Here is a 12,838-nt window from a genome sequence, read left to right as displayed (position 1 = left end):
GGACATTACCAGCCAAGCCCCGCCGGGCGTTGCCCGGCGCTACAGGCGCCTCACCTTTCGGAACGGTACGACGCTCTGCGCGGCGCGTTTTCACGATCCATCCGGAACGATGGCTTCCGTAGGCGCGGACGTGCCCGTCATTACATTCCGGCCGACCATCGAAAGATATCCGCGGCCTCCGCTCCCACTGGGCCCGGCACAACCAAATCGCAGACACGCTCAAGAAATGCCCTTCTCCAGACATACCCGCCCCAGTGCCGGCACCGGGCCGAGGGCTGACATGCCAGGTGCCGCGCGGTGAAGGGCCGTACAGGCATCGCGTTTACAATGGCCGCCCTCGCGCCTGCCGGTTCCGGCCTGGCCGCCTTCCTTTCCGTCATCGCTGCGCCCCGGGCGCTGCCGCCCGTCGTCCGCCATGTCCCAGCATCCATCGATCCGCTTCGCCCCGCTCACTCCCCTGTCGCTGCTGCTGGCCGTGCTGGCCATGGGCACGGTGGTGCTCGGCTCGAACGTACTGGTGCAGTACCCGATCAACGACTGGCTGACCTGGGGCGCCTTCAGCTATCCGGTCGCGTTCCTGGTCAGCAATCTGATCAACCGCCGCTTCGGCCCGCAGGCCGCGCGGCGCGTGGCCTGGGCCGGTTTCGCGGTGGCGGTGGTGCTGTCGGTGTGGGTCGCCACCCCGCGCATCGCGATCGCTTCGTGCATGGCCTTCATCTGCGCGCAGCTGCTGGACATCACCGTGTTCGACCGGCTGCGCAGCGGCAACTGGTGGCGCGCGCCCTCGGTGGCCACCACCTGCAGCGCGACGCTGGATACGGCGATTTTCTGGTCGATCGCCTTCGCCGGCTCGTCGCTGCCGTGGGTAAGCTGGGCGGTCGGCGACTGGGGCGTGAAGCTGGGCATCGGCCTGTGCCTGCTGGTGCCGTTCCGCGCCCTGTTGTGGAAGATGGCGCCGGCGCGGATGTAAGCGCGGCGCCCCTGGTTCAACACCTGTCTGCAGGAGCGCGCAGGGCGCTCCTGACCATCAAGCCAGCGCTGAAACGAACCGCTTCGCCGTCGTGGGTTTGCGGGTTTTGTAGTGGGCGCCGACTGTTGCCCGGCACTGTTTGAGCGCGCAGTGGAAGCTACGGCCCTGCGCCTTCCTGCAGGAACGCACTTCAGTGCGCGCGGAGCTTCACCGGGAAAGCCTCATCGCGCACTGAAGTGCGCTCCTGCATCCGCCTTGCATCACCACAGGCCTGGGCTGGCGGCTCAACGCGCGCCCGGCTCGAACGGCAGCCCCTGCACGACCGCCGCGGCAGTGATCGCCGCGCAGGCGGTTTCGATTTCCGGCGTGGGCACGGTGATGCGCGGACGCCGGTCCAGCGTGCAGGACAGGCCGGCATCGAGCAGGGTGGCGTGGGCGTCGTGCAGGACACGGGCGGTTTCGGCCGACAGCCAGTTGCTGGCGGCGAGGGCATCGATCAGGCACGGCGTTTCGCGCGGCCCGCACAGCGCCGGATCGCGTGCCGCACCGGCCAGTACGCCGGTCTGCAGCAGGAATTCCAGGTCCACCAGCCCACCGGCGCCCTGCTTCAGGTCCAGCCGCGCCGCATCGCTGCGATCCAGTTCGGCGCGCATCCGCGCACGCATCTTCAGTACGTCGCCGAACAGGGTGTCCGCGTCGCGCGTGCGCCCCAGCGTGGCGCCGCGCACCTGCTCGAAACCGGCAAGCAGGCCGGCGTCCCCGGCGACGCCGCGGGCGCGCACCAGCGCCTGGTGCTCCCAGGTCCAGGCGCGCTCGCGCTGGTATTCGGTATAGCTGGCCAGCGAGGACACCAGCGCGCCCTTGCCGCCATCCGGGCGCAGGCGCACATCGATGTCGTACAGGCGCCCGGCGGCAGTGACCGCCGACAACAAGGCCATCACCTTCTGCGCCAGCCGCGCGAACCAGCGGCTGCTTTCCAGTGGGCGCGGGCCGTCGCTTTCCTCGGCCTCGCGCGGGTGGTCGTACAGGAACACCAGGTCCAGGTCCGAGCCGAAGCCCAGTTCCAGCCCGCCCAGGCTGCCGTAGCCGATGATGGCGAAGCGCCCGCCCGGCACCTGTCCGTGCGCGGCCGCCAGGTCGGCGCGCACCATCGCCAGCACGGTGTCCACCACGGCGTCGGCCAGCTGCGCCAGCTGCCGCGTGCAATCCACCGCGCGCTGGCGGCCATCGTGGAAGGCCAGCGCCATGCGGAAGCTCAGCGCCAGCCGCACTTCGTTGAGCGCACGCAGCGCCGCTTCGGGATCGTCGATCGCCAGCGCCGTGGCGCAGGCATCGCGCATTTCCTGCGCGTCCGGCAACGGGCCGGCCACGCGTGTATCCAGCAGTTCGTCCAACAGTAGCGGGAACGCCACCAGCCGCTCGGACAGCAGCGCGCTGCGCGCCAGCACGTTGACCAGCCGGGTCAGCGCGCTGGGCTGTTCGTCCAGCAGCGCCAGATAGCTGGTGCGGCGCAGGATCGCCTGCAGCAGGCCGAGCACGCGGCGCAACGCGGCATCGGGCTGCGGCGAGCGGGTGGCGGCATGCAGCAGCGCCGGCAACACGCGGTCCAGGCGCGCGCGCGCGGCATCGGACAGCGATTTCACGCCCAGCGACTGCGCGAACTCGCGCAGCGACTGATCTGCACCATTGGCGTCGGCGAAACCGGCTTCGGCCAGTACCACGGCATCGCCGCCGTCGGGCAGCACGCGCCAGTAGCTGGACAGGGCATCCGGCGCAGCCTGGCCGCGGCGCGGCGCGAGCAGCGCGGCGAACTCGGTACCCACGCGCTGGCGCTGTTCGTCCAGCGCGGCCAGCAGGGCGTCCCAGCCGGCGTACCCCAGGCCCAGCGCGATGCGCTCGCGGTCGTCCACATCGGCCGGCAGGCGATGGGTCTGTGCGTCGCGCAGCATCTGCAGGCGGTTCTCCAGCCGGCGCAGGAACCGGTACGCCTCGACCAGCGTGGCGCCATCGCCCGCATCCATCTGCCCGGACTCCACCAGCGCCCGCAGCGCCGGCAGCAGGCGCCGCTCGCGCAGCGCCGGCTCGCGGCCGCCGCGGATCAGCTGCAGCGCCTGGGCGAGGAACTCGATCTCGCGGATGCCGCCGGGCCCGCGCTTGATGTCGTCGAAGCGGTCGCTGCGCGCGACCTCGGCGGTGATGGCCGCCTTCATCTCGCGCAGGCCATCCAGCGCGGTGTAGTCCAGGTAGCGGCGGTAGACGAACGGCCGCAGCGTTTCCAGCCAGGCCTCGCCGGCGGCGATGTCGCCGGCCACCGTGCGCGCCTTGATCCAGGCATAGCGCTCCCAGTCGCGGCCCTCGCGCTGGAAGTACTGGTCCATGCCGGCGAAGGACAGCGCCACCCGCCCGGCGCTGCCGAACGGGCGCAGACGCAGGTCGACGCGGTGGCAGAAGCCATCGGCGGTGGTCTCGTCCAGCAGCCGCGCCAGGCGCTGGCCGAGCCGGGCGAAGTATTCCTCGGCCGCCAGCGACCGTGCGCCGTCGGATTCGCCGGCCTGCGGATAGGCGTAGACCAGGTCGATGTCGGAAGAGAAGTTCAGCTCGCCGCCGCCCAGCTTGCCCAGACCGAACACCACCAGCCGCTGCACGCTGCCGTCCTCGGCGCGCACCACGCCATGGCGCTGGGCGAACTCCTGCTCCAGCGCGGCCAGCGCCAGCTGCAGGCAGTCCTCGGCCAGCCGCGTGGCGCCGAGCAGGGTGGCATCCACGTCGTCCAGGCCATTGACGTCGCGCCAGACCAGCCGCGTGGACGCGGCGGCGCGGTAGCGGCGCAACTGCGCGGGCCAGGCGCTGGGGTGCAGCGGGTCCAGGACCGGAGGCGGCAAGGGGTCGCCCTGCGCCAGCGACGCCAGCAGCCCGGGCTGCCGGCACAGGGTATCGATGGCGAAATCGCTGGCCAGCGCCAGACGGCGCAGGCCGGCTTCGAAACCGGGCGACTGCGGCCATTGCGAAGGATCCGGCGCGGCCAGCTTCAGGCGGGCGATGGCGCGGTCGAGCAGCGGGGCAAGGGTATCGGGCAGATCAGCGGGCGGAATCGTCATCCGCGGATTCTGGCATCGCAGCCGGGATGCGTGGAATCGGCGGGCATCTCAGGCGTCGATCTTGATGCCTCCCGCCTCCAGCAGGGCACGTAACGGACCGAGCTGCGCCTCATAGCGCTTCCAGCGCTGCAGCGACGAACGGAACATCGGGGACCGCACCTGTACCGCGCTGGCGGTGGACACCGGGGATGCATTGTCCTGGAAGCGCAGGCAGGCCTCGTCCCAGGACAGGCCGCAATGCGCCAGCAAGCGCCGGGTGACCGCTTCCTGGTTGTCCACCAGGTCTTCGTAATCGATCTGCAGGATGCGGCCGGGCATCGTCCGCTCCCAATGCCGCATCAGCCGGTCGAACAACAGGTAGTAGCGACCGGTATCGAGCAGATCGAATGAATAGTCGTAATACGGGGAGGCCAGCGAGAACAACTGGCGGAAATTGCCCAGGCAGGTATCCATGGCGCCCCGGCGCAGGCAGACGATGCTCGCGTTCGGCAGCGCCCGCGCGATGTGGCCGGCATAGAGGAAGTTGTGCGGCAGCTTGTCGACGAAGCGCGGTTTGCCGCCGGTCAGGGTGCGCGTCCCTTCGATGTACTCCCTGCCCAACTGCGCCCAGTCCAGCCTGCAGGAGCGATGCAAGGTGTCCGTGTCGGTCAGGGCAGGCGTGGCGCTCCCGCTGGCGCGTTTGACCATCAGGGGGAAATTCTCCAGCTCGCCCGCAGAATGCACCTGGGGATGGCAGGACAGGATGCGCTCGACAAGAGTGGTGCCGCTGCGCGGCATGCCCATGACAAAAACCGGCGCGACGGACGGGTCGCCTGCCACTTCATCCTGGGGCGGCAGCGGCATTTCCATCAACGCATCGAAAAGCTGCCTGTCGCGCTCGAACGAATAGCGGCGGCCGAGCCTTCCCCTGCGCTTGCCCTCGGCCAGGTGTTCGAACGCCGGCTGGTACTCGGCCAGTCCCTCCAGCTCCCGGGCCAGCGCCAGGTGCAGGAACATCGCCGCTTCGTCATCGGCCTGGTGCACGGACAGCAGCTTGCGCATGAGCGCGACATGATTGTCCTGCGGCGTCGGGCGACACAGCTGCGCGAGCATCAACCACGCCCTCCAGAAGCCGGGATTCAGGCGCAGGCATTCCAGGCATTGGCGTTCGGCTCCCTCAAGGTCGCCAACGGCCATCAGCGCGACCACCAGATTGAAGCGGTAACCCGCCGATCCAGGCGCCAGCTCGACGGCGCGGGCGAATGCAGCCGCCGACTTCTCCTGCACATGGGCGCGACCGTAGATCGTGCCCAGCCTTGCCCATACCATCGCCTCGGCGGACCCCAATGCATACGCCTTGTCGGCGGCGGCTACCGCTTCGCGGACAAGCCAGCCGTCGAGGAAGGCGCGCGCCAGCTCCAGCCAATGTTCCGCACGCGCCGGATCCAGGGCCGTCGCCCGCCGCAGATGATCGATGGCCGGCCCGCTCTGGCGCAGCCGCGACGCCGCCACGCCGGCGATGAAATGCACGTTCGCGTCGCCGGGCCTCGCCTGCACCAGGCGCGCGCTCAACTCGCGCGCAGGTTGCCATTGCGCACGGTTCATCGCCGCGGCGGCATCGGCATACAGTTTTTCCAGTTCGTTCATCAGGCGTCCTCGACGGTCGCGGGCATCATGTCAGGGACGAGGCGGCAAGCGCAGCGCTGCGGACCGGCCGGATGCGGCAATCCAACGCCGGCACGCTGCGCAGCCGCGCGCCCCGGGGATGCGGAACAAAAGGCCGGCCCCTCACGGGGCCGGCCATAGCCTTGCGGTAGCGATTGCTGGATCAGTAATCGTAGGACAAGGTGAACATCATGTAGCGCGGGGTCTGGAAGGACCGGATGTACCCATAGGTATTGTTCACCGTGTACGAAAGCGCCGGGCTGCCACCGTTGTCGGCCATTGCGGTGGTCTCGAAGGACGTCGGTGTCTGCGAATTGAACGCATTGAACAGGCTCAGATTCAACGCCATCTTGCCCTCGAATACGCTGGGCTTCCAGGTCACGCCGAAATCCCACTGGTGGGTCCACGGCATGAACTTGGAACCCGGCGGATACGGCTGGCCGAAACAGGTGTGGTAGGACGAGCGGTAGCCCACCGGATCGGCATCATCCGACGCCTCGTCGAGGCTGCCGTCGGGGTTGTAATAGCCGAAGCAGCTGAGCGGCGAGCCGGACATGATGCGGCCGTTGGCGCTGACCGACCACTGGTCGTTGATCGCATAGCTGCCATGCAGCTTGATCTGGTGGCGGTGGTCGTTGGCCAGGTAGCCATCGGCGTACGCCATGATCTCGGCCACGTCCCAGTTCTGCGAAGTCGACACGCCGTTGTCGTGCGAATCCGAGCCCTGGCCGGTATCCGAGTTCGCCGGACCTTCGGTGTTGCCCTGCAGCTTGCTGTACACGTAGTCGATGCGGCCTTCCCACTTGCCGTCGAACGGATGCTCCAGGTACAGCTCGACGGCCTTGTAGGTGCGCTTCATCGGCGACGGCCAGCCCCAGTCGGCCGCACTCATCTTGACCTGCCTGTACTGGCCGTTCTGCGAATAGCCATACGGCGAGTTGGGATCCTCGGAGATTCCCGCGAACGTGAACGTGTTGCCGCTCGGATTGGCCAGGTGGCAATACGGGCTGGCCCACAGGGAGCCGTCGTTGTCGTCCTCGTAGAAGTAGCCGAAGTTCGAGTCCGAGGTGAAGGTCATGCCAGCCTTGTCACCCAGGCGATACGGATCGCAGATATCGTCCACGGCCTGCTTCAGGTCGCGGTAGACCGCCTTGGCGCCGTAGGTCCACTTCTCGCCGAGGGTCTTCTCGAAACCCAGCACGAACTCGTCCTGGTACATGCTCTTCAGATCGGTGGCGGTCACCGTCTTGGGATCCACCGGCGAACCATTCTCGCCATTGGCGACCAGGTGGTTGTACTGGGTCAGCCCGGTCGGCACGCCCGTCACCGGGTCGATGCCGGTATAGCGGTAGTAGTCGATGGTGTAGGTCGAGGAGCCCGCGCCGCGCACGGCCACCGCGTTGGGCAGGGCCAGGAAGTAGCGGCCCGCGTTGCCGAACACCTTCAGGCTGGAGTCGCCGAACACGTCCCAGGCAAAGCCGATGCGCGGCGCCCACTGGTCGCCGCTTTCCACGTAGGCCTGGCCGGCGCCGTTGTAGTTGGTGAACTTGTCGTTGCGCAGGCCCAGCGAGAGCAGGAAGTTGTCGCTGATCTGCCAGTTGTCTTCCAGGTAGTAGGCATTCTGCTTCAGCGACATGTTCGTGTTGTTGTCATACACGAACTTGCGCACGTAGTAGTTGTTGCCCGAACGGCTGTAGCGCCAGTCGTCCGCCAGCTGGTGCTGGCCTTCGTTCTCGGCCTCGAACTTCATGTTGTCCACGCCGAAGGTCAGCGTGTGCTTGCCCACCACCCATTGCAGGTCGGCGCGCAGGCCGGAGCTGTCGTCGACGGCGTCCACGCCCTGGACGGTGTAGGAGCCGGCCTGGCCGGTGATGGGCTTGCCGCCGGTGATGGCCGGGTTCTGACCGGTCAGCGCGGTGGTGATCGACGGGATGCCCGCCATGGCGGCCGGCGAGATGGAACGGTAGCGCTGGCGGCTGCGACCGTAGGTGGCCTCAAGGGTGAGGTTGTCGTTGAGATAGCCGGTGTACTTGAGCACCGACATGTTGAACTTCAGCGAATCCGGGGCCACGGCCTGCTGCAGGTCCGGACGCTGCTCGCCGACGGAATTGTTGGCGAAGTCGTAGTCGTAGACATTCCTGCCGTCACGGGTCCGCTGCCCCATGTAGGTGTACTCGAGCAGGTGGTCGTCGGTGATGTTCCAGTCCAGGTTGACGTAGAGCTTCCAATCGTTGGTATGGCTCTTGTCCCAGGTTCCTTCCGCCGCCTGCGGACCGGTACCCTGCCCGGTATCGGTCAGGGTCGATTCGGCAGCCGCGAAGCCGAACAGCCTGTCCTTGACCAGCGGGCCGCTGACGTAGGTGCTGTACACCGTATCGGAGCGCTCGAAGTCGCCATTCTTGCGGCTGGCCAGCGTGCCGGCGATGCTGGGATCGGCCCAGTGGTACTGGCACTGCTGGTCGCCAGCGGAACCGCACGCCTGGGGCAGATTGGGATTGGAATTGACCCCCGAGAAGTCCATGTCCGGGTAGTTGCGGTCCGGGTAGTCGCTGCGCCAGGCCTTGGGCCGGATCGCGATCTGGGCGCCGAAGTGGACATCGTTGCCGCCGCTGGCGCCGACCTGGCTGATGACGCCGCCAGCCGAACGCCCGTACTGCGCGCCGTAGCCGCCGGTCAGCGTCTGCTGCTGGGCGATGGCGCCCCACGGCAGGCTGTAGCCGCCAACGTTGGTCATCGGGTTGCCGATGAAGAAGCCGTTGATGTAGTAGGCATTTTCCGCCACCGACGAACCGCCGAAGGACACCGCGTTGCCGAAGTAGCGGCCGTTGCCGGCTGCGGCGCCCGGCGCCAGCAGGGCAATGGCTTCCACCGAACGTGCGATCGGCAGGCGTGCCAGCTGTTCAGCGGTGATGACGGTGCGGGTGTCGGTCTGGGTGACGTCGATCTTCGGCGCACTGGCAGCGGTGACGTTGACCGTCTCCAGCGTGGCCGCGTCGCTGCCGAACGAGACGTTCGCGCCGGACCCGATCAGCACCGTCACGCCGCGCTGACCCAGGGTGTTGCCGTTGCTGTCCTTCACGATGACGGTGTAGTTGCCGCCGGGCAATGCACTGAGGTTGTACTTACCTGCGGCGTCCACCGAAACCGTGCGGGTGACGCCGTTTTCGCCGGAAACGACGATCGTGTGGCCGGCAGGGGCACTGCCGTAGATGGTGCCGGTGGTGCTCTGCGCTTGCACACCGCCGGCGACGCACAACCCCAGCGCCAGGCTCAGTGCACTGCGTCGTATGACTTTCGACTTGCGATTCATTTCTGTGCTTCCCCTCTTTGAATTCGAGATAGACCACATGACAAAACCGTCAGCCGCTTGCAGACCTTGCTGGAAACACAACAAACCCTGAACCATCGGCTAACGACAACTTAATGCAGCACTTGCAAAACCGTCCACATTCACCTTCGGGATTTTTGTGTCGATTTGTATCGATACGTGACATGGCCCAGCCATTCACCGGTTCACTGCGGAGATTTTTCACAACGCCTTCACGACGCCTGCGTTCAGCCGTCTGCACAGCCGCCGTGGCTGCGACGCGCAGTGCTTGAAGGACTGCCCGCGCCGCGCCTTCGCCCACCCCGCATCGGCGCGGTCCGGCTGCGCGGGCGCGCGATGCATGTCGAGGAACATATCGGAGCCATCGGCGATGCCGGCACGGCGCTGGTCAACCACCGATCCGATACCGGGACAGGACGTTGCGATGGCCTGCGGCATCGCCACCGCGCGACGCAAGGCGACGGCCGCGAGGGAGCCGCCCTCACCAGGATGATCCGCGTAGTCCGCTCGTCTGCACGCGTGCCCGCACGCCGGGAGCGGAATGTGCAGACAACCCCATGCTGCAAGGGCCACTGCGGGCGGCAGGCGAGCTCTCCGGCGCAGCGCAACTGCCGGGGGCGGAGGCCACGCATCCCCGCGGTGCCTTCCATCGGGCCGCACGGCCTGTTCCGCGATGACGCGGAACGGCCAAATAAAAAGCCCGCTGGCAGCGAACTGCCAGCGGGCTTTGCTCCCTCCCCCACGTCGGGATGCAGGGCGATCCTGCGGGGTCGGCGGGCAAGTTGCACGCTGCAGTGCAAAAAAAGCGCCAGGAGCGTTTTTTGACATCGCGCCGCGATGGCCCGAAGGGCATCGGCCATGGACGGCAGACGCCAGACGGCAGCCGCCGGTCCAGAAGATCCGGGCCGGATATTGCCATCCCACGAAGGTAGAACACCCTCCCCGGCCGTCATCCGGGATAATCGGCCATTCCCACGAGCAACCGTCGTCTCCATGTCTGTCGAACGCATCCTGGACCCGCGCCTGCGCGAGCGGGTCGTCTCCGCCGAGCAAGCCGCCACGCTGATCCAGCCGGGCGAGACCGTCGCCATGAGCGGCTTCACCGGTTCGGGCTACCCCAAGGCGGTGCCGCAGTACCTGGCCCGCCGCATCGAGCAGGCGCATGAGCGCGGCGAGGAGTTCCGCATCAACCTGCTCACCGGCGCCTCCACTGCGCCGGAGCTGGACGGCGCGCTGGCCAAGGTCGACGGCATCGCCATGCGCATGCCGTTCCAGAGCGACCCGGACGCGCGCAAGCGCATCAACGCCGGCAAGCTGGACTACCTGGACATCCACCTCTCGCATGTCGCCCAGCACGTGTGGTTCGGTTTCTACAACGAGATCGACACCGCGGTGATCGAGGTCTCGGCCATCCATGCCGACGGCGCGCTGGTGCCCTCCACCTCGGTGGGCAACAACAAGACCTGGCTGGACCTGGCCAAGAAGGTGATCATCGAGGTCAACCAGTGGCAGCCGCTGGGCATCGACGGCATGCACGACGTCTACTACGGCACCGCGCTGCCGCCGCACCGCAAGCCGATCCCGCTGGTGCGCGGCGACGACCGCATCGGCCAGACCACGCTGCGCTGCGATCCGGACAAGATCGCCGCCGTGGTGCTCACCGACGCGCCGGACCGCAACAGCCCGTTCAACCCGCCCGATGCCGACAGCCAGCGCATCGCCGGGCACCTGATCGAATTCCTCAAGCATGAAGTGGCGCGCGGCCGCCTGCCGGCCAACCTGCTGCCGCTGCAGTCGGGCGTGGGCAATATTCCCAACGCGGTGCTGGCGGGGCTGGCCAGCAGTGGTTTCCGCGACCTGGAGGCCTTCACCGAGGTGATCCAGGACGGCATGCTCGACCTGCTGCGCAGCGGCGTGCTGCGCTACGCCTCCTGCACCGGCTTCGCGCTGAGCCCGGCGGCCAGCGAGGAATTCATGCGCGACATCGACTTCTACCGGCAGCGCATCATCATGCGTTCGCAGGAAGTCTCCAACCACCCGGAACTGGTGCGCCGGCTGGGCTGCATCGGCATGAACGGCATGATCGAGGCTGATATCTACGGCAACATCAACTCCACCCATGTCATGGGCAGCAGCATCATGAACGGCATCGGCGGCTCAGGCGACTTCGCCCGCAACGGCTTCCTGTCGATCTTCCTGAGCCCGTCCACCGCCAAGAACGGCACCATCTCCTCGATCGTGCCGATGGTCAGCCATGTCGACCATACCGAGCACGACGTGGCGGTGGTGGTCACCGAACAGGGCCTGGCCGACCTGCGCGGCCTGCCGCCGCGCGCACGCGCACGCACGCTGATCGACAACTGCGTGCATCCGGATTTCCGCGACCAGCTCAGCGACTACTTCGAGCGCGCCTGCCGCGACAGCTACGGCAAGCACACCCCGCACCTGCTGCCCGAGGCGCTGTCCTGGCACCAGCGCTGGCTGGACACCGGCACGATGAAGGCCTGAGGCTTTCCGCCGCCACGATGCATGAAGCCCGGGACTCCCGGGCTTCATGCGTTTTCAGGCGTGCGCTGCTCAGTCGGCGGTCTTGTCCCTGAGCGCCTGGGTCGGGCCGTTGGCCTTGACGCTGGCGATGCCGGCCTCGCGCCCGGCCTGCGAGGCATACAGCTGGCTGCTGCCGATCACCTGGTGGTTGGCCGCCTTGAGATTGAAGTGATGGCGGCCGTCGCTGGCCGTCTTGCGCTCGTAGCGCGCATCGTCGGGACTGTTGGTCCGTACCGAGGCGATGCCGTTATCGGCCGCCGCCCGCGTGGTATAGCGCTCGCTGGTCAGGATGACCTCGGCATTGCCTGCCTTGAGCACGAAATAGAACTGCCCGTCACTGCTCCGGTGCAACTCGAACCAACCCTTCATCGCGTTTCCCCGCTGCTGAGGTTGCCGGTGCGCGACGGCCGGCTTGCCGCTGCCGTCCCACCCCGGCCGGAGGCCCGGAAACCGGGCCGCTGGGCCGCGCAGCCGCCGCGGCCATGACCCGAATCTACCTCATTGGCCGCCGTGTTCCAGCCAGGCCAGCTTGCGGTCGCGGGGTTGCCGCTTCAGCTGCCACTCGGCGCGCGACGCGGCGGCGCGGTCGGCGTACTCACGCACGCCGAGGATGCGCAGCGGCGGGTGCGCGCGCGTATAGCGCGCGCCCTTGCCCGCCGCATGGGCCTGGAAACGGGCCTGAACGTCGGTGGTGATGCCGGCGTAATAGCTGCCGCCGCTGCATTCGAGCAGGTACAGGAACCAGGCGCCGGCAGCCACGCTACGACCGTTCGCGGTTTACAGGCTGGCGGCGTCGGCGATCTTGCACATGCCCTCGCCTACCGCCTTGTTCGAGGTCATCTGCCCGCCCTTGATGCTGAAACGCACTTCCACGCGGATGCTGCCGTCGTCCTGGCGGCGCACGGTGGTGCGCAGCGGCACGGTCGAACCGCCACCACCGCGCACCGGGTTCTCGGCGGCGATGTAGCCGGTGCGCTCGTTCGGCGAGATCGACACCATGCCCTCGGCCTCGATCGCGGCGACGGTCTTGCGGAATGCTTCGGCGTAACCCACGCCTTCATGGTCGGTCGATGCCAGGAACTGCTTGCCGGTGGTGAAGCCACCGGTCACCGAAAGATTCTGCAGGCAACCGCTGCCCGAGTCCTGGACCTGCTTCCTGGCCATCGCCAGCCCCGGCACCAGCATCAATGCCATGGCGACGGCGCAACTGAGGGTACGCATCACTTCCTTCTCCCTTGTACGGTGAGTCAT

At 67.6% G+C, this 12,838-nt stretch carries 9 protein-coding genes; 2 read left to right on the top strand and 7 right to left on the bottom strand.

The window, feature by feature from the left end; all coding sequences use genetic code 11:
- The first annotated feature begins 415 nt into the window (after window positions 1-415).
- On the top strand, window positions 416-970 hold the full coding sequence (locus ABB22_RS10815) for a queuosine precursor transporter (protein ID WP_055766211.1): 555 nt from the start codon (window positions 416-418) through the stop codon (window positions 968-970).
- A gap of 284 nt (window positions 971-1,254) precedes the next feature.
- Here the strand turns inward: ABB22_RS10815 and glnE are convergent, their stop codons facing one another.
- The 4 genes from glnE to ABB22_RS10795 form a co-directional block, all read right to left on the bottom strand.
- Window positions 1,255-4,068 carry a bifunctional [glutamate--ammonia ligase]-adenylyl-L-tyrosine phosphorylase/[glutamate--ammonia-ligase] adenylyltransferase gene (gene glnE, locus ABB22_RS10810; protein ID WP_055766213.1) on the bottom strand — a complete coding sequence of 938 codons (2,814 nt, stop codon included), beginning with the start codon at window positions 4,066-4,068 and terminating at the stop codon, window positions 1,255-1,257.
- Window positions 4,069-4,116: 48 nt separating this feature from the next.
- Entirely contained in the window at window positions 4,117-5,694 is a 1,578-nt protein-coding gene (locus tag ABB22_RS10805) for a tetratricopeptide repeat-containing sulfotransferase family protein (protein WP_055766216.1), read from the bottom strand.
- Between the two features lie 181 nt (window positions 5,695-5,875).
- Window positions 5,876-9,022 (bottom strand): TonB-dependent receptor, encoded by a 3,147-nt coding sequence (locus ABB22_RS10800; protein WP_055766218.1) that lies wholly within the window; start codon window positions 9,020-9,022, stop codon window positions 5,876-5,878.
- Between the two features lie 219 nt (window positions 9,023-9,241).
- Window positions 9,242-9,478 carry a hypothetical protein gene (locus tag ABB22_RS10795; protein WP_152984129.1) on the bottom strand — a complete coding sequence of 79 codons (237 nt, stop codon included), beginning with the start codon at window positions 9,476-9,478 and terminating at the stop codon, window positions 9,242-9,244.
- Window positions 9,479-10,033: 555 nt separating this feature from the next.
- On the opposite strand from ABB22_RS10795, the gene scpC reads away from it, so the two are divergent.
- Window positions 10,034-11,548, top strand: a complete 1,515-nt coding sequence (scpC, locus tag ABB22_RS10790) for a succinyl-CoA:acetate CoA-transferase ScpC (RefSeq protein WP_055766224.1) — start codon at window positions 10,034-10,036, stop codon at window positions 11,546-11,548.
- 69 nt (window positions 11,549-11,617) lie between these two features.
- Here scpC and ABB22_RS10785 read toward each other — a convergent pair whose 3' ends face one another.
- From ABB22_RS10785 to ABB22_RS10775, 3 genes are all read right to left on the bottom strand, one after another.
- Window positions 11,618-11,956, bottom strand: a complete 339-nt coding sequence (locus ABB22_RS10785) for a YegP family protein (protein WP_055766227.1) — start codon at window positions 11,954-11,956, stop codon at window positions 11,618-11,620.
- A gap of 129 nt (window positions 11,957-12,085) precedes the next feature.
- On the bottom strand, window positions 12,086-12,346 hold the full coding sequence (locus ABB22_RS10780) for a GIY-YIG nuclease family protein (protein ID WP_055766232.1): 261 nt from the start codon (window positions 12,344-12,346) through the stop codon (window positions 12,086-12,088).
- Window positions 12,347-12,364: 18 nt separating this feature from the next.
- Entirely contained in the window at window positions 12,365-12,808 is a 444-nt protein-coding gene (locus ABB22_RS10775; protein WP_152984128.1) for a hypothetical protein, read from the bottom strand.
- Window positions 12,809-12,838: the final 30 nt, after the last annotated feature.

It is taken from the genome of Stenotrophomonas nitritireducens (genome assembly GCF_001431425.1).
GTDB classification, from domain to species: Bacteria; Pseudomonadota; Gammaproteobacteria; order Xanthomonadales; family Xanthomonadaceae; genus Stenotrophomonas; species Stenotrophomonas nitritireducens.
Note: the sequence above shows the minus strand (reverse complement) of the source record. Positions and strands in the feature narration are given on the sequence as shown.

What these genes read in the sequence shown, in the direction of transcription:
- ABB22_RS10815 (WP_055766211.1), top strand. Translation starts at nt 416, where the DNA reads ATGTCCCAGCATCCATCGATCCGCTTCGCCCCGCTCACTCCCCTGTCG.
- glnE (WP_055766213.1), bottom strand. Translation starts at nt 4,068, where the DNA reads ATGACGATTCCGCCCGCTGATCTGCCCGATACCCTTGCCCCGCTGCTC.
- ABB22_RS10805 (WP_055766216.1), bottom strand. Translation starts at nt 5,694, where the DNA reads ATGAACGAACTGGAAAAACTGTATGCCGATGCCGCCGCGGCGATGAAC.
- ABB22_RS10800 (WP_055766218.1), bottom strand. Translation starts at nt 9,022, where the DNA reads ATGAATCGCAAGTCGAAAGTCATACGACGCAGTGCACTGAGCCTGGCG.
- ABB22_RS10795 (WP_152984129.1), bottom strand. Translation starts at nt 9,478, where the DNA reads ATGCCGCAGGCCATCGCAACGTCCTGTCCCGGTATCGGATCGGTGGTT.
- scpC (WP_055766224.1), top strand. Translation starts at nt 10,034, where the DNA reads ATGTCTGTCGAACGCATCCTGGACCCGCGCCTGCGCGAGCGGGTCGTC.
- ABB22_RS10785 (WP_055766227.1), bottom strand. Translation starts at nt 11,956, where the DNA reads ATGAAGGGTTGGTTCGAGTTGCACCGGAGCAGTGACGGGCAGTTCTAT.
- ABB22_RS10775 (WP_152984128.1), bottom strand. Translation starts at nt 12,808, where the DNA reads ATGCGTACCCTCAGTTGCGCCGTCGCCATGGCATTGATGCTGGTGCCG.